Below are 23,808 nucleotides of genomic sequence, written 5' to 3'. Positions count from 1 at the left end.
AATTCTTCTGATGAGGAGTCTTTTTGATTCGAAATGGATACAAAGATGACTAATAACCCTTTTACAAATATGCTTCAATTTGCTCCAGTGGTCTTAAAGCCATGGAACGATCTACATGAATAAAAGCATCATAGCGTTTCGATATAATCGAAGGAACATAATTCCCATACGATTCATATACAGGATTGTACACAACACCAATTGCACGATGACCAATGACTTGATTGAAGTAATTCCTATTTTGATCATCAAAGAGTATAAACTTATTAAAAGCACCTGCCTGATGCATTACATCTTCCCATGAACCCACTTCCGCTGGTGGGACAATCATCTGCTCAAGATTTACTCCCCATTTGTCCGCAGCAATCACAGTTCCTTGATGTGTACCAAATCCAACAATATAAACGTCTTTCTTTTCGTTATGTTCGCGTACAAGTTGACCTACATTTACCATTCCTTCCGATTTCATATCGGTAGCAGATGCGTCACCAACATGTGTATTGTGCTCCCACACAATCACCTTTGAATTTTCACCATGATAATTTCTAATTTCATTTAACGTTTCAACCATATGGTTATCACGGGTGTTCCAAGAATCCACATCACTTTTCACCATTGTTCGGTAGTACTCTTCTGCATTTTTTGCTACAAGTGCATTCATTTTTAGATTTAAATCACTTTCTAGATCATCACTATATAACTTTTGATTGGACCTTATCGAAGCAAGTAATTTAGCCACTTCTTCAACACAGTCTTCCGAAAAAAAAGAAGATGAAATAGCGTATTGGTCTTCCTGTCTGTTAAAAGGTTCAAAACATGCGAATGCCTTCTTAGCAAGCTCTAAATCAGCCCCTAAAGGTTCGGTTTTTTTCAAATACTTGATAATTTCATCTATTGATTCCCAAAGACTATAGACATCGATTCCATAAAAGCCAACTCTTGTATCCTTATACTGATTATAGGCTTTCAACCAATCGATAAATTCAACCATTTCTTCATTTGCCCACATCCATGTTGGCCATCGTTTGAATGCTTTTAATGTTTCCTTGGCATTTATTTTATTACTGTTTCCCTTAATATAACGATTGACTGCTTGACTTGCCGGCCAATCACCTTCAACAGCAACAATCGAAAATCCTTTTTCTTCAATTAGACGTTTAGATAGCTCTGCTCGTATCGAATAAAACTCAGAAGTACCATGACTAGATTCGCCTAACAACACAATCTTTGCATCGCCAATACGATTGATTAATGGTGTCAGATCCTTTATTGTTTGAAAGGGTTTGGCACTTTCTTGTATAGCTTTATTTATATCCATTTTTAAACTCCTTATGATTATTGTTTATACTCTGCGCTATATGAGTTATCACCAGCGTGAACAGACAATAACGTATCTGCATAACCGACAAGTCGATTAATTATTTCATCACAAATTGTATAGACAAGTGGATGAAGTTCCGAATTAAAAATTTCAGGGTCATCAAAAATTACCGTCGTATTGATGAACACATCTCGATTTCAAATAAGTTATAATGTACAATTGCTTTTCCTGCTGCACCACCTAACTTAGGCTCCTTGTACCTTGGGAGAAATAAATACCATTCCTCCACTGTAGCAGATCTACAATTTTTGGTGAACGTAATCCATTACCCTCTTTTTCAATTTGGTCTTCTAATTTATGATTAACTGTTTCAACAATTTTATCAGCCATTTAAACACCCTTTTTGCTACTTACTCTCTCCAATTTGGTCAATATTACTTTGCATCTTTTTCTAAAGAGGATACATTTTCCACAAATTATTGTTCATACTACATTTGAGTTGAGATAATCTTGATATGCAATGGATGTGTTATTCAGTGTCAATCGTAAAACAATATAATGAAAAAACATACTTACTTATTGCTTTATTCTTATTAGCTTTATTTCTCTCTCCTCTCTTCCTATTAGGAGAGGACGCTCACATAAGAGTTCACGATAATTTAGATTCCAATCTTGCTTGGTATAAAGTCTTGCATGAAAGTGGTGAAACGTTCGGCGAATTAGGAGCAACTATTCCGCAAGTTATTAATGGGTTACCACGAAATACTTTTGGTACAGAATGGAGTATTATTGTTTGGCTACATGAATTATTCCCTACGATGACAGCTTATGCCTTAAGTCAGGCTCTTACTAGAATGGTTGCATTTTTTGGTATGTATCTTTTACTTAGAAAACACTTTATTCGTGATCAAAGAAAAGCGCTAATTCGTGTGGGGGTTGCACTTGCATTTGCATTTACTCCTTTTTGGCCATCAGGGATGCTAAGTACATTAGGACATCCCTTAGCTCTATGGGCGTTTTTAAATATTCGTTCAGGAGATTTGTCTTGGAAAAATTGGATTACGCTTGGATTAATTCCTTTATACGCTAGCATTGTTCTCGGTTTTTTCTTTTTTTTAGCGGCCGTCTCCCTATTATGGCTTTATGACCTTCTTAAAAAGAAAGAATGGAATTTAGTTTTTTTAGCTAGTATAGCCTTTATGACTATAGTTTTCTTGGCAATTGAATATAGACTTGTCTTCTCTCTTATCACCGAACATCAACCAATGCACCGAACGGAATTCATTTCATCTAGACATGATTTACTGCATTCGGTGGATTTATCAATAAGGAATTTTTTCCTTGGTCATACACATGTGATGACTGTTCATGCCATGATTATTATGCCAATCCTGTTTCTAACGCTTGGACTCCTTTTATTTAGAAAAAAACAACGGATTGAAAAACTATTTATATTTCTATTCATATTAAACTATGGATTGTCACTTTGGTATGCTCTTTGGTTCAACGAATTCTGGACACCATTAAAGGAAAGATTTGATTTATTAGTAACTTTTAACTTTGCTCGCTTTCATTTTTTGCGCCCACTCGTAATTTATATGAGCTTTGCTATCGCATGTTCGATTTTATGGAACATGGGAAAAAAGTGGAAAGCAGTTGCTACCGGTGTTGTTATTGCTCAATTAATCGTTCTAATCCCTTTTAATGAAGAAGTACATTATGGAATCTATCATAAGACACCATCCTTCCGAGAATTTTATGCAGAAGAGCAATTTAAACAAATTAAAAACTATATTGGTACCTCCCAACAGGAATACCGTGTAGCTAGTATCGGGCTTCACCCAGCAATTGCGCAGTATAATGGGTTTTACACACTAGATACGTATAACAATCTATACCCACTTACATATAAATATAAGTTCAGGAAAATAATAGCGAATGAGTTAGAAAAAAATTCTGGGTTAAAACGATACTTTGATGAATGGGGTAGCCGTTGCTATCTTTTTGTCGATGAACTTGGAAAAAAGTACAATTATAAGAAGGATTCAGACAAGAAGATTAAAGATTTAGATCTAAATATTCAGGCTTTTAAAGATATGGGAGGGAGCTATATTTTCTCCTCCGTTCCAATTATAAATGCAGAAGAAAATAACTTATTTTTGGAAAAAGCTTTTGACCATTCAAATTCAGCTTGGAAAATATATCTTTATAAAGTAAAACTTCCGTCAGTATAACCAAACCATTTTACGAGGAGGTATGATTTTGAATAGAACACAACCTCATTTAACGATTGTAATACCTTGTTACAATGAACAAGAAGTTTTAAATGAAACAATAGATCAACTAACACTTGTACTACATCAACTAACTCTGGAAAAGTTACTAGCACCCAGTAGCAAGTTATTGTTTGTTGATGATGGCAGTATAGACAACACCTGGAAAATCATTGCTAGATCAAGTACCAAAAACAAATATGTTACTGGCCTACGGTTAGCACGTAATGTCGGACACCAAACAGCATTATTAGCTGGACTCGAGCGAGCGCAAAAAGACTGTGATTGTGCTATCTCTATTGATGCAGATTTACAGGATGATATATCTGTTATTCGTGACTTTGTAGAGAAATACCAAGACGGGTATGAGGTTGTCTACGGTGTACGCCATAGTAGAAAAACTGATACTTATTTCAAGCGAACAACCGCACAGTCATTTTACAAATTGATGGGTAAGTTAGGAATTAACTTAGTTTATAACCATGCAGATTACCGACTAATGAGTTGTCGTGTATTAAAACAATTAAGCAAATATAGGGAAGTGAATTTATTTTTAAGAGGAATTGTACCTATGATTGGATTTAGGTCTACTGAAGTACTTTATGATCGTAAAGAAAGATATGCTGGTGAAACTAAGTATCCACTTAAGAAAATGCTTTCTTTTGCTTTTAATGGTCTCACCTCTTTTAGTGTAGCTCCGATTCGTTTCATTACAATGATAGGTTTTACCTTGTTTTTTCTGAGCGGGATTGCAGGTACATATGCTATTATACAGAAACTGTTTGGAGTTACTGATGCTGGCTGGACTTCATTGATGATATCCATTTGGTTTATTGGTGGGTTGCAACTTATGGGAATTGGAATTATTGGCGAATATATCGGTAGGGTATTTATGGAAACGAAAAAACGACCAAAATATGCTATAGACGTTGATTTATATACGAATAAGGACCCACTTTCTTACTTGAAGCCAAAAGAAAACCAAACCTTAAACGCTAAAAAAGTGCAATGGAAGCGTTAGGTTAGCTTTTATGATTTTTTCTCGCTTTTTGTTAGTAGGAATAATCAATACTTTTGTTGGACTAACTACCATGTACATTTTATTATATACAGGTATGTCTTATTGGACGTCAACTGCTTTAGGTAACGCTGTTGGTGCCTGTACAAGTTATCTATTAAACAAGACGTTTACTTTCAGGAGCACACTACCCGTCCAACATACTGTTATCCGATATTTAGCAGTGATTTGTGTTTGCTACGTAATCGCATACGCTATAGGAATTCGCGTCGCAACACAGATTATTCAATCTATAGCTGAGGTTCCTCTACTTTATGTAGAAGACATTGCTATTTTAATCGGTGCTGCTATGTACACTTTATTAAATTACTTTGGACAAAAAAGATTTGTTTTTTTGAAATAGAAAGGCACCTTTTGGAAACAAGGGTTTTTCTTGTTTTGAAGGCACTACGAGATTTTTCTCTCTAATAGCAAATCTCCCTCAAGCCTATACTTGAGGGAGATTTGCTGTATCAAGATGCTTTCTGTTGTTGATATTCGTTCTCGGAATCACTTTCTTTATTACTATTTGGAACAATGTTAAAAAGAATATTTAATAGTATAGCCGTCATACTCCCTGCGACAATTCCACTTTCAGTTAGAATACGAATACTTTCAGGTAGATTTGCAAAAATCTCAGGAACAACCGTGACCCCTAACCCCAATCCTAATGCGCATGCTACAATTAGTAAATTTCCTTGTTGGTTAAAATCAACCCGACTTAACATTTTAATACCATAGGCTACAACCATACCAAACATTGCTATAGAAGCCCCTCCTAATACAGCCGTAGGAATCAATGTCGTTATTGCTGCTACTTTAGGTAAAAGACCTAAAACAACTAAAATCGTACCAGCTGCAAAAATTACATTCTTTGTTTTAACACCTGTTAATTGAACTAAGCCAACATTTTGTGAATAGGCAGTGTAAGGAAATGCGTTAAAAATTCCACCTAACACGATAGCAAGACCCTCTGCACGATACCCTTTAGATAAGTCTTCCTCTGATACTTCCTGCTCAGTAATATCGCCTAATGCAAGATAGACTCCTGTGGATTCAATTAAACTAACAATCGCAACTAAAATCATCGTTAAAATAGCGGAGATTTCAAAAGTCGGCACCCCAAAATAAAAAGGTTTTATCATGTGAAACCAAGAAGCCTCCCCTACTTCCGTGAAATCTACCATACCAAAAAAGTAAGCTGCAATCGTTCCTGCAATTAATCCAAGTAAGATAGAGATTGCTCGTACAAAACCCGTAGCAAATTTGTTCAATAATAATATAAATGCAAGAACACCAAAGGATAAAAGTAAATTACTTGTACTCGTAAAGTCATCACTTCCTTGCCCACCGGCCATATCTTGCATTGCAACCGGAATAAGCGTTAACCCAATAATAGTGACTACTGAGCCTGTCACAACAGCTGGGAAAAACTTATTCAATTTACTAAAATATTTGGAAATTAAAACTACAAATAAACCAGATACGATAATGGAACCATAGATAGATGAAATACCATGTTGACTACCAATTGCAATCATTGGACCAACCGCAGTAAATGTACAACCTAGCATGACTGGTAACCCTATGCCAAAAAATTTATTCTTCCACACTTGTAGTAGTGTTGCTACACCACACGCTAATAAATCAATAGATATTAAATACGTTAATTGTTCAAAGGTGAGATTGAGTGCCCCACCAACGATTAATGGTACAAGAATTGCACCTGCATACATCGCTAATACATGTTGCAAACCAACCGACCAAGTTTTTATTGCATTGTTTCTCACACGTGTTTCCCCCCTGTATTATCTTTTCTCTATATGTTTTGTATTTGTCTCTTTGGTGCAAAATTCACTTTTCCATCTTTTAAGGATTCGATTCTAGCTAAAGATTCCAATCGATAACCTTTAGCAATAATTTCATTTGCACCAGGTTGGAATGATTTCTCTATTAATATACCTATTCCACTAACTTTTGCCTTTGCTTGTTCCACAATACCTGCTAACCCAATCGCAGCCTGACCATTTGCCAGAAAATCATCTATAATTAATACATGATCACCCTCGCAAATGTAATCTTTGGAAACCGTGATTTCATTAGATTCTTGCTTCGTAAACGAATAAACCGTAGAAGTATATAAATCCGTTGTAAGTGTCAATGACTTTCTTTTTCGAGCAAAAATCACAGGCACATTAAGTTCAAGTCCAGTCATAATTGCAGGGGCTATCCCAGATGATTCAATTGTCAATATTTTTGTGATTTTTTCCGTCTTAAATCGAGCTGCAAATTCCTTGCCAATTTCTTTCATAAGCACTGGATCCATTTGATGGTTAATAAACGCATCCACTTTTAGCACGTTCTCATTAAGTACAATTCCTTCTAACTCGATTTTTTCTCTTAATAGCTTCATAGATGTTATCGACCCCTTCTTTATATTTAATAATTTTCTAAACTGCCTTCATCTTCGTCAACAAGTAATGCTCTAACTGGCTAATCCCACCCTTTTTTCTATAAAAAAATCTCAGGGCGCCTTGCTCACCCTAGGGCAGGCAATTAAGACGAACATCTATGTGGGGCTCTTTACCACAAAGATGTTCGTCTCAGGTAGGCGCTGGAGCTAGACATCTCCTAACTTTTATACTTTCTTAGCTACAAAAAAAAGAACATAAGCCTACTATTAAAGTAAGCTCATGTTCTCCTGAGAAAAAATAAACGTTCCCGATTAAAGAGGAAAGTTTTCTCATAAACATATGCATGCTTACTCGTAGTCAGACCATTTAAGGTAGTCCGGTAGATACTCGCAGGCCGTATCCCTGCTATTATACGAGTTTGATATATTTTGAAAGTTATGCCTTAGGTTTTCTAAGATATATTGCATTATAACGGATAATACAACAATTGAAAACCTCAAACTTAATCTTGAATCTAAGAATAATAACTATATTCCTAATTTATCACGGATTCTAGTTCTTCTATATTATTTATTTTATCTGCGATTTGTTTTTTTGCTCGGAATACTCTAACTTTAATCGTAGAGGCTTTAACACCTAATAGATGAGCTATTTCATCATATTTAACAAAATAGAAAAAATGAAGGATAAGCGGTAATCTATATTTCTCATCGAGTTCTTTGATACAAGCAATTAATTGCTCACTCTCCATTTTATTTACTAAATCTTTTTCTATATTACTAGAGAAACCTAATAATTGATTTGGATCTTTTATTAGCAAGGTAAATTTATTTTGCCAGACTAATTGTTTTCTTCCCATGTCTCTTGCAGTATTTAGTGTAATCCTATACAACCAAACATAAAATGTTGTTTCATCAACTTGGTTAATGAACCGGTACACTTTCACAAAAACTTCTTGAACCAAGTCAGGAATATCATCATAAGGAAATCTAATGGACAGAGCATATCGCCGAACAATAGGGCTAAATTGATCAAATATTTTTGCGAAAGCCTCATCGCAGCCTTCCTTCGCTTGCGTAATTAAATTATAGTCCACCATACAACATATCCCCTATTTTTTTCATCGTTTTACATATTTTAACATAAAACTACACTAGAAAATTATTAATATGAAATAAAATGAAGTAATTTTTAAATTTAATCAATTTCAAACAATTTTGTCGTCACCTATGACTAAATAAGGTAATTATGAAATTGACTCAATTAACTATGTACTGGTAGCATTCCTTTGTGCTCACCCTAGGGCAATCAAAACGAACATCTATGTGGTAAAGAGCAGTAGGCCCTGGAGCTATGCATCTCCGATTTTTTAAAAACTTCTTTAGCTCTAAAAAAAACAATATCCCTAGGGTTAATATAAAGTCTGTATTGTTAACTAATAGCTTTTCAACTATAATAAGGACTGAAATAAAACTTTAAAAAACGAAGTCAACATTTATGGTATAAAATTATGCTAGGATTCTTATTTTGATATTTACCGTAATAAATGGAATTAAAGTGAGGTATTTTTATTGAATGAACTAAGATCAGATCACAGAAAGCAAAAAAAGTCGAAAAAATTGAAAAAGCGGATTATTTATTCCGTGTTATTAATCTTTGCTATCCTATTAGGAGCTGGTATTTACATATTCTATCAAGCTATGGATGCAGCAAATGATTCTTATGATAGCTTAGATCGTCCTGGAGAAAAATCCGAACGGAGAGAGGAAGCTGTCACAATTGGGGATGATCCGATATCCATCTTGCTTATCGGTGTCGAAGATTATTCTTCTGGTGGAGAAAACGGGCGTGCTGACACGCAGATTGTAGTAACTTTAAATCCTAAAACGAATAAGATGACAATGACCTCTGTTCCAAGGGATACACGTGTGGAATTTACTGCAGAAGAAGCAACAGAGTTACATGCTGGTTTTCACAGAATCAATTCCTCTTATACTTATGGATCCATGTCCGGGTATGGAGCGAACAAATTAACTGTAGAAAAAGTTGAGGATTTGCTTGATATTCCGATAGATGAATATATAACTGTTAATTTTGAAGGCTTTAGAGATATTGTTGATTCACTAGGTGGAGTGACAATAGACATTAAAGAAGGATTTTGGGAAAAAAACATTTACAATAATAATGAGAAAGTATATTTTACACAAGGTCCTTCGGAATTAAATGGAGAAGAAGCCCTGGCATTTGTACGCATGCGTAAACGAGATGTAAACACAATTTATCCTCGTGATGAGAGACAACGCCAATTTATTCAAGCAACCATAGACCAAGCAATTTCAGCAGGTACTATTTTTAAAGTTGGTGAAATCACTGACATCTTAGGGGAAAATGTAGAGACTAGTTTAAAAGCATCTGAGATCTATGCTTTACAAAAAGCATACTCTTCCATGGACGCGTCTGAAATTGAAACATTTGAAATTGAGGGTGAAGACAATAGAGTTGATGGGCTCTGGTATTTTATTTATACAGAAGATGGATTAGCAACAGCTTCTAGTCAAATAAAGCAAGAGTTAGAATTAGAAGATACTACAACGAGCAATACTACGGAATAAACATCTAAAAGGGAAGATGATATTGATATCATTTTCCCTTTTTAATTTATTTTTCTAAATATTATTTATTTTTCTAAATATTATTAAACCTTTGAACCCCTGTCATATCCTCACTTAAATCCCAAATTTTTTTTGCTGAATTTTTATCATATGATTTCTTGGAAGAGTCTATTGGACGCTTCTTATAAAAATATTTTCCTGTCACACCATTTACATCATTAGAGGTGGCAAGGTATATGGTGGTGGCAGCTCCTTCCGCTGAAGTCTGAAAAAATGGCTTTAGTAATTTAGTAATATAAGTGCCGAAACCAGTTTTTCTATTAATGCCCATATTAGTTGCTACCGCTCCAGGATGCAGGCAATTAGCTGTAACTCCTGTCCCTTCAAGCTTTTCAGCTAACTGGTATGTAAAAAGAATATTTGCTAATTTGGCTTGTGCATAGGCACGCCAAACCGTATAATTTTCACTTAAGTTTACATCTTTAAAATGAATTTTCCCTATCTTATGTGCTCCTGATGCTACATTAATTATTCTTGCAGGTGCACTCGCAATCAAGACTTCAAGTAACATGTTAGTTAAAAGGAAGTGACCAAGATGGTTAACTCCAAATTGCAATTCATATCCGTCTAAAGTTTGATGCCGCCCAGGGATGACAACACCCGCATTATTAATTAACACATCAAGCCGCTGGTACCTTTTCTTAAATTCCAAACAAAAGTCAGCTATACTCTTATGTGAACCGAGGTCACAAACCATTAACATAACAGAATCATTTCCACTTTCACGCTTCACCTCATCAAGTGCTAATTTTCCGCGTTTTTCACTACGACATAACATTACAACTGTAGCACCCGTCCTAGCAAGAGCCATCGACGTTGCCAAACCCATCCCAGAATTCGCACCTGTTACAATAACGACACTATTCCTATCCATCTTTTTCCACCTTTCTCGCGTCTAACTTTAATCTATAATCATGAAGAAGCAGGAACCTCTGTTGGTCCCCGCTTCTTTATTAACTTACATCCAATCCATTATGAAAATGGACTTGATTTCTGCCAGAATCTTTTGCCTTGTATAAGGCTTCATCAGCTTTACTAATCAATTCATGAACAGTATTCCCGTCCCCAGGGTATAACGCAACTCCAAAGGAAGAGGTAGTTTGGAACACATAATCGTTTATCCTCCACTCTTCTTTTAAAGAATCACAGATCCTTTTTACGATTAACTTTGCTTCATCGACACTATCTAAGGTCGTTAACAAGATGACAAATTCATCGCCTCCGATTCTAGCTATCATATCGGTTAACCGAAGATTACTTTGGATTCTTTTAACAAAGTGAATAAGTAAGTCATCACCGAAATCGTGTCCTTTTGTATCATTTATATGCTTAAAATGATCTAGGTCCAGGTATACAATTGCAACCTGATTATCTTTTAAATCAGCCTCGGTCATAGCCTTTGGCAGTTCTTTCATAAAGAAGCGTCGATTGGGAATATTTGTTAAGTAGTCATGGTAGGCCATTGTCTCTAAGCGAGTTTCATATTTCTTACGATCAGTAATTTCACGCGCTGCGGCAATGACATGATCTATTTCACCATTATCTTTAAAAACACAAGACCAATTCACTTCAAACCAGACATAATGACCAGTAACGTCTTGGCATCTGAATTCTAAATTCTTTCTAGATATTTTATGAATAATCATCTCTTTAAAACTATTTCTCACCAGTGCATAGTCACTAGGGTGAACAATTTTCATTATGCTTTCTCCAATAAACCCCTTACCAAGATATCCCAAAATATGTTCAAAAGAAGGGGAAAGATACTGCATATTACCCATTCTATCTAATATAACAATAATATCCTTCATATTTTCCGCAATTAAACGGTATTTCATTTCACTAGCTTGCAATATCGCCTCAGCTTTTTTTCGTGCTGTTATATTACGACTTACTATAATCAGGTGATTCGGTTCTCCTTTATCATTAAAGACAGGGGTTTTAATAACTTCCCATGTTTGCAATTGTCCATCTGGTCCACGAAGTGACTTTTCAACTTGCAAAGCAGAACCTTTTTCCCATGCAAGCTGATCTGTTGTTAAATTATATCGAAAAGCTTCTTTATATTTTGGACTGAATTCTATTAAATCTTCATCCGTTTTCCCTTGATAATCGCATCCTTGAAGTTCGTAAGCATCAAGAACTTGTTTATTAGTTACTATCCATCTACCCTGCCCGTCCTTTAAAACAATAAATTCTTGGACCATATCGATTAACAAACGTATTTGTGGTTCATTATCCTTCAGAACCAATAATTGATCAGATAAATTCATTGTATATCCCTTCTATCTATAATCGATATTCGATTATTAATCATATTATAAACTTAATTATACCACGCATAATTAGATGAAATTTACACTATTCTCAGAATTTAAAAAAATATAGCATCTGTTTATAAACAGGTCTTTTACTTCAACAAGAGAAGCAGATACAATTTGATCTACTTCTTTGATTAATAAAACTATTAAACTTTTAATTTATTTATTTCAGCATATAATTCACTAGCCAAGTTGTTTAAGTTTTTGGACGATTGCGCTATAACCTCAGTTGACGCAAGTTGCTCTTGTCCCGCTGCTGATATTTCTTCCGTACTAGCTGCAAATTCTTCCGCTGTCGTAGATGCATTTTCTATTTGGTTTGATATCATTTTCGATTTTGTATTAATCCTTGTCACACCACTTGCAGTTTGTTGAAAGCTTCTGACAATTTGACTATATGTATCCTTAATTTTAATAATTGCTCTTCTGTAATCGTTAATGTGCTAAAACTCCTCTTCGATTAAACTTTCATGCGCTAAATCAGAAGCACTTAACTTAAAAACATTTTATACAGGAAAGCTTAAAAAAACCTTAAAGCTGTATATCTTTTAGATAATTTAAAAAAGCCTCCAATACTTTGAAGGCTTTTCGTTTAATTCTATAGAATGGCTATATTTTCAACCTGACATCGTACTTTATAAAACAAGACTATAATCGAACCTTCTTTACCTGTGAAAGTTAATTTACGCAACCTTCTTTTCCCTAAGCGTCGATCAAACATCGCAAATGCCTTTGTTATGTTATTCTCTGATTCTAAGGCTTCTTCTATCGATAAGTTATTATATTCCATGAAAACTTTATATAAATCGTATGCTTGAAAAGTCTCTTTTTTCAATAAAAATGAATCTGCATTTACAGAGGCCTCCACCAATGCTTTTCGTTCAAATGTGTGAAACCTTGTTAAAAGATCGACGTTGGTTGGAATAGGCAAAAGCTTTCTCTCACTTTTTATTTGCTGATATATCTTTTCATGCTCTATATTATAGATCATATCTGAAGCACTTAAGATCTCTTGTTTATCAAACATAATCCAAACTCTGCTTGGTTGATCATGAAACTTCCGATAGACTGTTGCATGGATTTGAATACGAGATTGTAATTTTTCACATAGAAAGCTTTCAAGCATTTTTTTCGTTTTACTCCATTGCAAGTAATCTTCCTCCTGGTAAGTTATTTTGTCATCAATAATTCTCTTAACTGAATAGTTGACTTAGAAGTCGTCTTATACGTAACTCGCTCTTCATCAACTATGTACATTAGCGTGCTAGGCTCCTCATCTTCAGCTAACCATAAATGAATTGGATGCCCAGGGAAACCTTCCGCATACTCTACTAATATATCAAAATCAGGAGTACTATTATTAACATCCACCTTTTGCTTTACTGCTGTCCTTATAACAGTTTCCAATGCTTCAATCGATTCTTTATCAGTTAAAGAGATGATTGTATTCGTATTGATGTTGCCAACCTCATTGCCGGCGGAGACGTTTATCACTTCTATTTTTTCATCTAATAAAACCATTGTTTCCCCAGATATCTGACAACCCACAATTACAAATAACACTAAGAATATCAGTAAGCAATACATAGTTTTCATCTTTCTCTCTCACTTTCAAGGGTTTTGTGAAAATCTTATTTCTACTGCGCTTTCTATGTCCATGATCCAAAATATCCTTACATATTTTGTAAAGATATTATACCACTGGATAACAAGAAAAACAGTTGTATTTCTATGACGTCTCTATTATTCACATTTTCTAAAGTTATTTTAATTAATGTTTTTCTTTTAGAATTGAATAGGCTCCACTAAACATCGCAAATAACAACCCTGTAATCGGAAATACAATCCAATTAATATGCCATTGATTAAATACCAAACCGCTAATCAAGAAAATAACAACGGCTAGTGGCCAGATTATGGATGCAACTGCACCTATAATTCTATTTTCTTCTTGCTTGTATTTTGAAAATTCATCAATCCTCAAAAGCTTCTTATAACTATCTCTGATTGTCCCGTAATAAACAAAAATATAAACAGCAACTGCAACCATACATAAAAGAGCTACCACACCATAAACTGATGCACCGTCACTATAAATGGAAGTAATAAACAATATAATAGGTGACAAAATACATAAAGCAACACCAATAATTAATGATATTGTAAAAGTTGACTGGAATGCTTCATTTTTTTGTCTAAGATACGTTTTGGTGTTGGAAGTGACTTCTACACCGTCTTCAATATACTTATATTTTTCCATCTTCATTCCTGAGTATATAAATAAACCTACTGCAATGGCTATAAGTATGAAAAATGGAACTAATCCAATAATACTTCCTGCTTGTTCTGAAACACCAACAATTACGTTATCCTCGACTAATTGTGAAATTAAGACTAGTTGTGCTGAAGCTATAATACACATAAAAACGCCAATACCAATAACTTTTCCGAATTTTTCACTTGCCTCTAAATAATTATTTACTTCTTTATCTGTGATAATAGTTGGGAGTTCTTCCTCATTCTTATCTACAGGAATATCAAATTCATGAATCAATTCATCAATATTACCGAATTCAGAAATGACGATACCAATTGCCTCATTTTCTGTTTTTCCATCTCTTTTAAGCTCATGATACTTCTCTTCCATATTAGATAATAATTCTTCTTTTAATTTCCGCATTTCCTCTGTGTTTGGTAAACTTGCAAACATATTTTCTAAATAATTATTAATTGTTTCCACTTTAATTTACCTCCTTTATGAATCGGTTAATTACTTGTTTTGTTACTTCCCATTCCACACACTTTTCCTTGTAATAATCAGTTCCTGCTTTTGTAATTCTGTAATACGTCCTCCTTTTTCCAAACGTTTCCTGCTTATAAAAAGATTCAATATAACCATTTTTCTCTAAGCGATTGAAAGCAGAATACAATGTTGTCTCTTTGATAATGTATTTTTCATCCGAGAGTTCTTTAATTTTTTTCGAAATCTCATATCCGTAAGACTCATTGTCTAATAACATATAGAGAATAATCGTATCGTTATAACCTCGGATAACATCACTACTAATCAAATATATTCTCCTTTCGGTTTCAATTAGTTTTTTACTTTATCTGTCGTAGTAATATTACTATACCACAATTACTACGACAGATAAAGTAGTTTTCAATTTATTTCCTGTAAATTATCCACACATTCCATTTTTTTAACATCTACGAATAGTTTTTCTTTTCTTTTTTTGTTATCATAGACAACAATTACTCTTGCACTGATTTATTTTGAACATATTCGTACACATTTGGTCTTGTTGGTGAAAGACAAGCCAACCTCAAAGCACACTGTACATCATAAAACATACAGATATTCTCTTCATGGTTTTCATTTTGTTATTTCTATAATATTATGAAAACATCAAACAAAATTCATTAAACGTTCCAGAATAATGGTAGCCATTACAAATTATTTGAAGGGATTACTATTAGGTCATAGAATATAATATAATAGTTATAGATAGTTAGTTATAGAAGGAGGAAATGGCTTTGACAGACTTAAACACATGGAATAAATCAGAATTAAGCGAACTCTATAAGAAATTAGATGCGAAGTATACAGAAGTAAAGGGCAGAAACCTATCTTTAGATATGTCTCGGGGAAAGCCAAGTGCTGAACAACTAGACTTATCAATGGGATTACTTGATATATTAAATTCCGACTCTCCAATACATGTTGAAGAGTCGATAGACGCACGTAACTATGGATCGGTAGATGGTTTAATCGAAACAAAAAAGTTATTTGGACAAATTCTTGATGTTAATCAACATGAAATAATTGTTGGTGGAAATTCAAGTCTCACCATTATGCACGACGCCGTTTCCCGTTCTTTACTTCTCGGTACAGTAGATAGTACTACTCCTTGGGGGAAATTACCTAAAGTTAAGTTTCTTTGCCCAAGTCCAGGATACGACAGGCATTTTGCTATTTGCGAGTTACTAGGCATTGAAATGGTAACTGTTGATATGTTAGAAGATGGCCCAGATATGGATACTGTTGAAGAGCTTGTTAAGAATGATGAAGCAATCAAGGGTATTTGGTGTGTACCGAAGTATAGTAACCCTGAAGGAATCACCTATAGCGATGAGGTAGTCGACCGACTTGCCAAAATGGAGACAAAAGCGAATGACTTCCGTATTTTTTGGGATGATGCTTATACTGTGCATCACTTAACAGACGAGCCAGATGTATTAAAAAATATCTTAACCGCTTGTAAAGATGCTAACCATCCAAATCGCGTCTTTATATTTGCTTCCACTTCAAAAGTTACCTTCCCAGGTTCAGGTATTTCTGTGTTGGCTAGTAGTGAAGAGAATATTAATTTCATAAAAAAACAAATCGCTACACAAACAATTGGCCCAGACAAGCTCAATCAATTACGTCATGTCCATTTCTTAAAGGACCTAGAAACAATTAAGCAACACATGAAGAAACACGCTGAAATTATTAAGCCGAAATTCGATATGGTACTAGAGGTGCTTGAAAAACAATTAGGCAAACAAAATATAGCTTCATGGAATGAGCCTAATGGCGGCTATTTCATAAGTCTAAATACACTAGATGGTTGCGCAACAGAAGTAGTAAAGCTTGCTTCTGAGGCAGGTGTGAAATTAACTCCAGCCGGGGCTACCTTCCCATATGGAAAGGATCCTAGTGATAGAAACATCCGGATTGCACCTACATTCCCAACATTAAACGAGCTCCAAACCGCTATTGAAGTACTTTGTTTATGTATCCAACTAGTAAGCACAAATAAATTGCTGCAAAATCAATAAAGCAAAGACCTGATTTGTTCCTACAAATCAGGTCTTTTTTTTATTTATCTACCTTTATATTTGTTTAGATTAATTTAGTACAGGGAACAAATCAAAAAACTTATTATGTTTTTGGGAGGATAACTATGTGGTTAAAACACAATTTTTTCAAATATGGAACAGCCATTGCTTTAGGCTTATTAATCATCTACTTATTAGGCGCTGTGCAGTTCATTGTTGATCCAGTAATAAAATTCATTACTACGCTTTTCTTTCCCTTACTGTTTGCAGGATTTTTATATTACATATTAAAGCCACTCGTTCTTATGATTGCAAAAACAAAATTTGTCCCTAAAACATTGGCAATCTTACTTGTATTTTCTATTATAATCGGTGGGTTTATTCTGGCAGGATTTACGGTTGGTGGAACAATTGAAAACCAAGTAGTACAATTCGCAGAAGATGTTCCATCTATTATAGAAAAGAATCAAGAACAAACAAAAGAAATTATAGAACAAAATAATTACGGTCTATTTTCTTATGAGGAAATGAAACAAAAATTATTCACCTACGTAGAAAGTTTAAGTGAAAGTTTAACGAATAATGTGACAAGCATTATATCGACAATCACAAACTTTGTAACAGTATTAGTTATTGTTCCGTTTATCTTGTTCTATTTTCTAAAGGACGGTCATCGGTTATTACCCTTTCTTTTGAAATTTTTACCCGAAAAGCATAGGGATGAGGGGAAAAGAATACTAATAGATATCGATAAAACACTATCCAATTATATTGGTGGACAAATGATTGTTGCATTAGTAAATGGTATTCTCATGTATATTGGATATTTAATCATTGGATTAGACTATGCCATAGCATTAGCACTTTTTGTAGTCATTACTGCTGTAATTCCTCTTATCGGACCAGTACTAGGTGTTCTTCCTGCGATTATCGTTGCTCTTATCATGGATCCGTTCATGATTGTAAAAATCTTAATTCTATTAGTCATTGTCCAACAACTAGAAGGAAACTTTGTGTCTCCCCTTGTCATTGGAAACAAACTTTCCATTCATCCATTGACTGTTATATTACTTTTACTAGTTGCCGGAAGTATTTATGGGCTCATTGGTGTTTTAATAGCTGTTCCAGTTTACTCTGTATTAAAGGTAATTACAAAAAACTTATACAGGTTCTATCGCCTTAGAGAAGGGACATAGGGACAGGCTTAATGTCCCTATCCCCTGTATTTAGTTCTTCTTTTCACATTTTAAAAAGTCCATGCTACCAGTTCTGCTTAGTGATTACGGTTTACAATATAATTTAAAAAGTGCTTAAGAAACGTCGTTTTTAATTGGATACCTTGTAATGCTTCGATAGCAAGACAGTAGTGCTCCCACATTTCTTTTTTTGCACCCTCAGAACCAAGAATGGACACAAATGTTGAATTATTATTTTCTGTGTCTTTTCCAATTGCTTTTCCGAGTGTACGAAGATCTCCTTCTAGATCAAGTAAATCATCCTTTATTTGAAAGGCAATACCAGCATGATAAGCAAATTTTTTCAGAGCTTTCATTTCTTCATCGCTTGCTTCGGCAAGAATTGCAGGCATTATGAGGGAAGCTTCAAAACCTAGACCTGTTTTATAAAAGCACATCGAATTTAATTGCTCAATTGACAATGGTACTCCTTTGGACTCTAGGTCCATCGCCTGTCCTTTGCACATCTCTGCTGCCACTCGAGACGAGTATTCAATTAATTTAAGCACATTTTTAGAATCAAACTGTTCTAAAGTTGTTTGTTCCCAAGTAGCCTTCTGTGTAAGATAAAGACCAGTTAACTCTGCGATGGCAATGTTATATACCTGATGAAGGGTAGGACGACCTCTACGAACCGAAGCATTATCTTGTGCTGGCAAATCATCGAAAATTAGTGACGCTGTATGCATATATTCTAAAGATCTTAAAAGTGGTGCAATTACTGAGCTATTCAATCCATATTCCTTTACACCAATGACCCAAGTAACGATTGGCCTCAACCGCTTTCCGTCACCTTCTAGACTATAGTTTGCAGCATTCATAATCGGATCGCTCGATAATGACTCATCCTCACTTTTTGATATATATAAGATGTTATTGACCTTCTCTCGTACATTCTCAACAACACTTAAAAATTCTTCTTTATCTCTTTGTTCATTTCTTAAAATGGTAACTATATGATCTCGCATTAATTTATCCAAAAAATCTACATCATCAGCTTTACGAACCATCCGTTGAATAAGACGGTTTAACTTCGAGTTTCCAAATGAGAACATTTCCATAACTTCCTTGTACTTCTTAGCTCCCATTTTTTCTTTAAACCGTTTCAAACCATTGATTACGCGGTCCAATATTACCTCACAGGTTTTTATATCAGAGTGGTAAACATCATGAACCAAATAAGAAATAACGGTCCAATATAATTCAAACGGATTGATTAGATCAGGACGACTATCATGAAATTTCATATAGTATGTATAAGGGGTCACAGATTCTTCCTTCATATCGTCAAACATATCTGTGAAATCATCAGACAGTTGATTGTATATTCCATAAAAGAACGTTCTATCTTCAAAACCCTTATCCTTAGGAGCATTAATTATGGATCGAACAATTAACCGTGAAGAAGATGATTTTAAAATAATCGGTATATAAAGATCTTCATTTGTATAATGAGCGTTGGATAATTTCTTTAATCGATCCACTTCCTGAGAATGAAAGAACACATAAGACTGTTCAAGGAATGATTCTACTGTTTCCGGTTGCTGGTGTTCCTTTATATATTCAAAGGCTTCCACGAGCTCTCCATGAATAAAATGAATCAAGTTAGCATTCCTTCCCGTCCACTCACCTAAATCCGACACAGAACCTGTAATTAATGTAGTACGTATGAAATTAGAATATTTCTCTTTCTCTTCCACAGATAAGACATTAGCATCGAGAAGATCATCGATAAAGGGATAGGTTAAACCGTAGGAATAACCTAATTTAATTGCTTCATCAAGTTTCTTCGTACGTTCTTCTGCAGAGGTCTCATCATCCATCTCTTCAAATGCGTGCATGACTACCCCACCAAGGGTTTTAATAAGTTTTCGTTGGGCATGCTCAGCATCCATCCCATTTGGAATATTGAAAGCTACTGTTTTTAACTTGTTTATCACCCATAAAATAGATGACTCAACACCTTCTTTCTGGGCCCAGCGATACAAGCCAGCCATGCTAAAGATCTCTGTATTTTCTCCTCGGTCGTTAGTCAAGTGATCCTTCAAGTCTTCTACGACATTTCGAACCCTATCCTGTGTAAAAGATGAATCTAAGTCCTTTCCTAAATCTCTCATATATATATATGAGATGCTGCGATCTAGATATTTATCCAGCTTATCTGTGCGATTTAGCCATTGAATATAACCGTGGTACCCAAGAGTACTAGAATTTCGCTTTTCGCTAGAAAAAAAAGATATTAATGCATGACGATGATTAATATGATTGGATTTCCATGATTGTATATCTTTTGTAAGTGTAGAAACAAAAGATTTTTTTACGAACTCGTCATGAAGCAAATCAAAATATTGAGCCGCTTTCTGTTCAGCTAACAGATAGCTATCATTAGCCTTCTTTATTAATTCTTCCATACTACACTACCCCTACTTAATCTTTTTATGAAAACGAAACTATTAATCTGTGATTGTCCCTTTAGAAATACAGATTACACAATATTATTAGAAGTATATGTGAAAATTTTCTAATGATTTCAAAAGAACTCTGTATAGCTCTTTTTATTTTATCATTATAAGCTTTATGTATGAATAGTCTTTGAGACGAATCACACGAGTCTCTGATTTAGTTCAAAACTGTTGAATTGAGTTTTCCACCTTGCTATTTCTATGATGAATATGAAAGCGTAGGTGCTGAATCTGGACGTGGCTGTTTCTATATAATAGCTACATTCAGCAATTTCTTAAATTTCATAATACAATTAAAATAGGGACAAGGAGCCTGTCTCCTTGTCCCTAAGATTAACGATATTGGTGAAGTTTTTCACCCTCAGCAGCCATCCACTCATACTGATGAAGTTTTAATTTGAATAAAGTAATTGGGTCGCGATGGATTTCAGGATTTTCTCGCATATTACTTAGTAACTTTTTATTTTCTTCAATTTCAACATGGGTTTCTTCTAACGTTCTATTCAATACTTCATATGGATTCTTATAAAACATGCTGATATCCCATTCCAAAGATGTTTCGAATATTTCAAACTGCTGCATAAATTGCTTCGTAATGGATTCAGCTATTCCACTATAGTCTTTACTTTCTATCAATTGCTTATATTTATTATGGAGCATTTCCTTATTTTGTGGTATGGCTCCAAACAGTTTCCCTGCACTCTTTAATAGCAGCTGTGAAGGTGTAGAACGCATGAGTATATTAACTTTCTCTAACTGTATGGTTCTTCTCGTTAGCCGATCAGCATCTCTTCCCCAATCATCCAACACCTTATCATCATATTCCAATGCGATTTTTTCTTCACCGTATAAGTGATTAAAACTGACGCTCATTTCATCTAAATATGTCTGACTTTCTTGAAATTCTGCTTCACTTTGCTCTATCCATTGTTGAATCTTTTCCCTAAAACTAGGTAGAACCGTGTTTTGTAAATAATCATTCATTCGTTTATTCATTTCATCATTCAGCTCGATATGAATTTTACCAAATTCACTTTCCTCTGTGACGAGCTCTGAGCAATTACGGAGCAACTCCGGAATCTCTTGCCTCAATTCTTCGGCAATTTGGTCTTTAATTTTACCAAATGAATTTTTAATAATTCGTACTTGCGTTTCTTCCATATCACTCAATTGATTAATCGTTCCTTTAAGTTTCGTAAGAATATCTTCATCCCATTTAATCGTATCAATAAATGAATTTTCCATCTCAACTCGTTTTCCGAGCAGAAAGTCAATCGATTCCTTAATGTAGTATAGAATACTATTCATACGAGTCTCTTCAAGATCGTACTGATTCTTCGATTTAATGAATGTAGACAACTCGTTTAATAAACTATCACTCTCATAATACTCTGAAAAAGAAAATACCTTTGCCTCTTTAAAATAAGTTTTAATTCGCACTTTGGTTTGCTCAACTAGCTCTAGAGCCTCCTGGCTATTCGCTTGTAAGTCCATCTTACTTAACAGAAAATCAATAGGTAAATCTGGTAGTTGTTCTTTTATTCTAATAGCAATATCGAGCTCCTTACCGGTCAAAATGGAGTTAGCATTCAAAACAAACAACATACTATCGGCCAAATGGAGATACTCAAATACATCATTTCTTATTTTCCCATGATTTGCGAGGTCCGGAGTATCAATTAAGGCTAGCTTATTTTCATGCAAGAAAGTTATGGGCATCTTACAACGTATATATGTGTGCGCATCTTTTGTTGAATTTTTAAATTGATCGAAATCAGTTATATTTGTCACCTTATCGTCGGTGACGGCATGTATTTCAGCTTCATCCGCATCCTTAAAAAGAATTGTTGCTGAAGTTGAATCTTCCAAAAGTTGCTCGTTAAGCAATGTATTAACAAAGGCAGATTTCCCATTCATTGCTGTCCCTGATATAAGTAGATGGTAAGAATCAAAATCTACTACTTCTTGAATCATCCATTCAAGACGTTCACTCAAAGCTATCTCATTTACCTCCGCCCATTTGCCAATAGACTTGAATAAACCAAGTACTAATTCCAACATATCCGATTTTTTTGGTGACTGATTTAGTAAACCTTCAGCTTGATTAACGACAGAAGCTTCTATACTCGATGGGAAAATCTCATTCCAAGCCAGTATTGCCGATGAAGAGATTAAGACATCTGAATCGGTAGCTAACTTCATCCAATTGACTAAGTGATTAGGTATAATATAGGAAAACTCTGTTATTAGATACTGTCCATTAATTAACTCAAAGTATGTTTCGTTATATTTTAATGAAAGATTCTTCCATGTATAAGAACGTTCCTGCTCGATATTTAGAAGGAGATGGTTAATCTCTTTTAGCCAGGAAAAATACAAATCATTTTGTTTATAACTATTCCAAAATGTAATAGTAAGGCGTTCAAAATGAACAAGGTCGATATGATATAATGCCAGCAAAGCCTCACTAAAATAGTTCGGTTCAACGACTACTGTGTGCCCTTCTTTTACATACGCTTCTAAAAAACCAAACCACGATAGTGACTCCGTGCGAACGGCTTCATTAACCGCTAGTTCCACCGCATTTTTAAAATCATGGTTGTCCTCAAAGAATGTTCGTGCCATATCGGTAACATCGGGATAGTCCGGATTTAAATCAACTGCTTTTTTAATAGAATCAGCAGCCATCTCAAGATCTTCGAATTGTATGTATAAAGAAAATAACTGCAAAAGCACTTCGGTCTTTAAGACATCAGAATCTGTGTCAATTTCCTTATAAATGCCCTCAGCAATTGCAAGCTGATTTAATTCGTAATGGGCATCCGCTAAATTCATCTGTGCCCATGGCTTTAACTCGTCATTCAGAATGTTTTTCCACTTAAAAATAGCCGCTTCGAAATCTTTATTTAAATAGTAAATTTCCCCTTGTGCAAAGCGAATGTGCGACAAATCAATGGCTTCATTCTGTTGCTCTATATAATATATTTCACCCAAGGCTTTGATTGGTTGTGTATTTTCATTACCTTCCATAAAGGTCTTATAATAGGATTTACTGATTAGTTGCTTCTCTAGTGTCATCTTGAAACCCCCACAATACTAATTTAGAAGTATGAATATCAGTCCCTTAACAATTATATAGAAAAGCCTTTAGTTTTTTTGCTAATCATGATCTTATAAATTGTCATTTTCGTCAAGATTCATCCTCTATCCTTATATAGTAACAAACATT

General features: G+C 34.6%; 19 protein-coding genes, 1 pseudogene and 1 riboswitch. Of the genes and pseudogenes, 6 read left to right on the top strand and 14 right to left on the bottom strand.

Features of this window, described 5'->3' with window-relative positions:
* Window positions 1-61 precede the first annotated feature (61 nt).
* Both QQS35_RS15250 and QQS35_RS15245 read right to left on the bottom strand, forming a co-directional pair.
* Window positions 62-1,318, bottom strand: coding sequence for an erythromycin esterase family protein (locus QQS35_RS15250; protein WP_285933076.1), 1,257 nt, complete (start codon window positions 1,316-1,318; stop codon window positions 62-64).
* A gap of 17 nt (window positions 1,319-1,335) precedes the next feature.
* Window positions 1,336-1,711, bottom strand: a pseudogene (locus QQS35_RS15245) (hypothetical protein).
* 125 nt (window positions 1,712-1,836) lie between these two features.
* On the opposite strand from QQS35_RS15245, the gene QQS35_RS15240 reads away from it, so the two are divergent.
* The 3 genes from QQS35_RS15240 to QQS35_RS15230 are packed head-to-tail and all read left to right on the top strand — an operon-like array spanning window position 1,837 to window position 5,015.
* Window positions 1,837-3,555: a DUF6044 family protein gene (locus QQS35_RS15240; protein WP_407933970.1), complete on the top strand. Its 1,719-nt coding sequence runs from the start codon at window positions 1,837-1,839 to the stop codon at window positions 3,553-3,555.
* A gap of 28 nt (window positions 3,556-3,583) precedes the next feature.
* Window positions 3,584-4,615 (top strand): glycosyltransferase family 2 protein, encoded by a 1,032-nt coding sequence (locus QQS35_RS15235; RefSeq protein WP_285933075.1) that lies wholly within the window; start codon window positions 3,584-3,586, stop codon window positions 4,613-4,615.
* Between the two features lie 10 nt (window positions 4,616-4,625).
* Window positions 4,626-5,015 (top strand): GtrA family protein, encoded by a 390-nt coding sequence (locus QQS35_RS15230; protein WP_285933074.1) that lies wholly within the window; start codon window positions 4,626-4,628, stop codon window positions 5,013-5,015.
* 109 nt (window positions 5,016-5,124) lie between these two features.
* On the opposite strand, the gene QQS35_RS15225 is transcribed toward QQS35_RS15230, so the two are convergent.
* The 3 genes from QQS35_RS15225 to QQS35_RS15215 all read right to left on the bottom strand — a co-directional run bounded on the left by QQS35_RS15225 (window position 5,125) and on the right by QQS35_RS15215 (window position 8,164).
* The gene (locus tag QQS35_RS15225; protein WP_285933073.1) at window positions 5,125-6,441 is read right to left on the bottom strand and encodes a nucleobase:cation symporter-2 family protein; all 1,317 of its coding nucleotides are present in this window, start codon (window positions 6,439-6,441) and stop codon (window positions 5,125-5,127) included.
* Window positions 6,442-6,470: 29 nt separating this feature from the next.
* The gene (locus QQS35_RS15220) at window positions 6,471-7,064 is read right to left on the bottom strand and encodes a xanthine phosphoribosyltransferase (protein WP_285933072.1); all 594 of its coding nucleotides are present in this window, start codon (window positions 7,062-7,064) and stop codon (window positions 6,471-6,473) included.
* A 335-nt stretch (window positions 7,065-7,399) separates the two neighbouring features.
* A riboswitch (purine riboswitch) is annotated at window positions 7,400-7,501 on the bottom strand.
* Window positions 7,502-7,600: 99 nt separating this feature from the next.
* Complete coding sequence (locus tag QQS35_RS15215; protein WP_285933071.1) at window positions 7,601-8,164, bottom strand: RNA polymerase sigma factor; 564 nt, start codon at window positions 8,162-8,164, stop codon at window positions 7,601-7,603.
* A gap of 472 nt (window positions 8,165-8,636) precedes the next feature.
* Between QQS35_RS15215 and QQS35_RS15210 the strand changes: the two genes are divergently transcribed.
* A complete protein-coding gene (locus tag QQS35_RS15210; protein ID WP_285933070.1) occupies window positions 8,637-9,677 on the top strand; it encodes an LCP family protein in 1,041 nt (346 codons plus the stop codon).
* A gap of 73 nt (window positions 9,678-9,750) precedes the next feature.
* Here the strand turns inward: QQS35_RS15210 and QQS35_RS15205 are convergent, their stop codons facing one another.
* The 7 genes from QQS35_RS15205 to QQS35_RS15175 form a co-directional block, all read right to left on the bottom strand.
* Window positions 9,751-10,611, bottom strand: coding sequence for an SDR family oxidoreductase (locus QQS35_RS15205; protein WP_285933069.1), 861 nt, complete (start codon window positions 10,609-10,611; stop codon window positions 9,751-9,753).
* 79 nt (window positions 10,612-10,690) lie between these two features.
* Window positions 10,691-12,010 (bottom strand): diguanylate cyclase domain-containing protein, encoded by a 1,320-nt coding sequence (locus tag QQS35_RS15200; protein ID WP_285933068.1) that lies wholly within the window; start codon window positions 12,008-12,010, stop codon window positions 10,691-10,693.
* 194 nt (window positions 12,011-12,204) lie between these two features.
* Entirely contained in the window at window positions 12,205-12,414 is a 210-nt protein-coding gene (locus QQS35_RS15195) for a hypothetical protein (RefSeq protein WP_285933067.1), read from the bottom strand.
* A 242-nt stretch (window positions 12,415-12,656) separates the two neighbouring features.
* The gene (locus QQS35_RS15190) at window positions 12,657-13,208 is read right to left on the bottom strand and encodes an SF0329 family protein (protein ID WP_285933066.1); all 552 of its coding nucleotides are present in this window, start codon (window positions 13,206-13,208) and stop codon (window positions 12,657-12,659) included.
* A 20-nt stretch (window positions 13,209-13,228) separates the two neighbouring features.
* Window positions 13,229-13,654 (bottom strand): hypothetical protein, encoded by a 426-nt coding sequence (locus QQS35_RS15185; protein WP_285933065.1) that lies wholly within the window; start codon window positions 13,652-13,654, stop codon window positions 13,229-13,231.
* 175 nt (window positions 13,655-13,829) lie between these two features.
* Window positions 13,830-14,798 (bottom strand): permease prefix domain 1-containing protein, encoded by a 969-nt coding sequence (locus QQS35_RS15180; protein WP_285933064.1) that lies wholly within the window; start codon window positions 14,796-14,798, stop codon window positions 13,830-13,832.
* A 1-nt stretch (window position 14,799) separates the two neighbouring features.
* Complete coding sequence (locus QQS35_RS15175; RefSeq protein ID WP_285933063.1) at window positions 14,800-15,129, bottom strand: PadR family transcriptional regulator; 330 nt, start codon at window positions 15,127-15,129, stop codon at window positions 14,800-14,802.
* A gap of 466 nt (window positions 15,130-15,595) precedes the next feature.
* On the opposite strand from QQS35_RS15175, the gene QQS35_RS15170 reads away from it, so the two are divergent.
* Window positions 15,596-16,882, top strand: a complete 1,287-nt coding sequence (locus QQS35_RS15170) for an aminotransferase class I/II-fold pyridoxal phosphate-dependent enzyme (protein WP_407933969.1) — start codon at window positions 15,596-15,598, stop codon at window positions 16,880-16,882.
* 125 nt (window positions 16,883-17,007) lie between these two features.
* Window positions 17,008-18,078, top strand: coding sequence for an AI-2E family transporter (locus tag QQS35_RS15165; protein ID WP_285933061.1), 1,071 nt, complete (start codon window positions 17,008-17,010; stop codon window positions 18,076-18,078).
* A 77-nt stretch (window positions 18,079-18,155) separates the two neighbouring features.
* Here the strand turns inward: QQS35_RS15165 and QQS35_RS15160 are convergent, their stop codons facing one another.
* Both QQS35_RS15160 and QQS35_RS15155 read right to left on the bottom strand, forming a co-directional pair.
* Window positions 18,156-20,528: a polyprenyl synthetase family protein gene (locus QQS35_RS15160; RefSeq protein ID WP_285933060.1), complete on the bottom strand. Its 2,373-nt coding sequence runs from the start codon at window positions 20,526-20,528 to the stop codon at window positions 18,156-18,158.
* A gap of 384 nt (window positions 20,529-20,912) precedes the next feature.
* Entirely contained in the window at window positions 20,913-23,657 is a 2,745-nt protein-coding gene (locus tag QQS35_RS15155) for a dynamin family protein (RefSeq protein WP_285933059.1), read from the bottom strand.
* Between the last annotated feature and the right edge of the window lie 151 nt (window positions 23,658-23,808).

The sequence above is a fragment of the Aquibacillus rhizosphaerae genome, from assembly GCF_030282825.1.
GTDB lineage: Bacteria > Bacillota > Bacilli > Bacillales > Amphibacillaceae > Aquibacillus_C > Aquibacillus_C rhizosphaerae.
The sequence above is the reverse complement of the archived record's forward strand: the minus strand, read 5'-3'. Positions and strand labels throughout refer to the sequence as shown.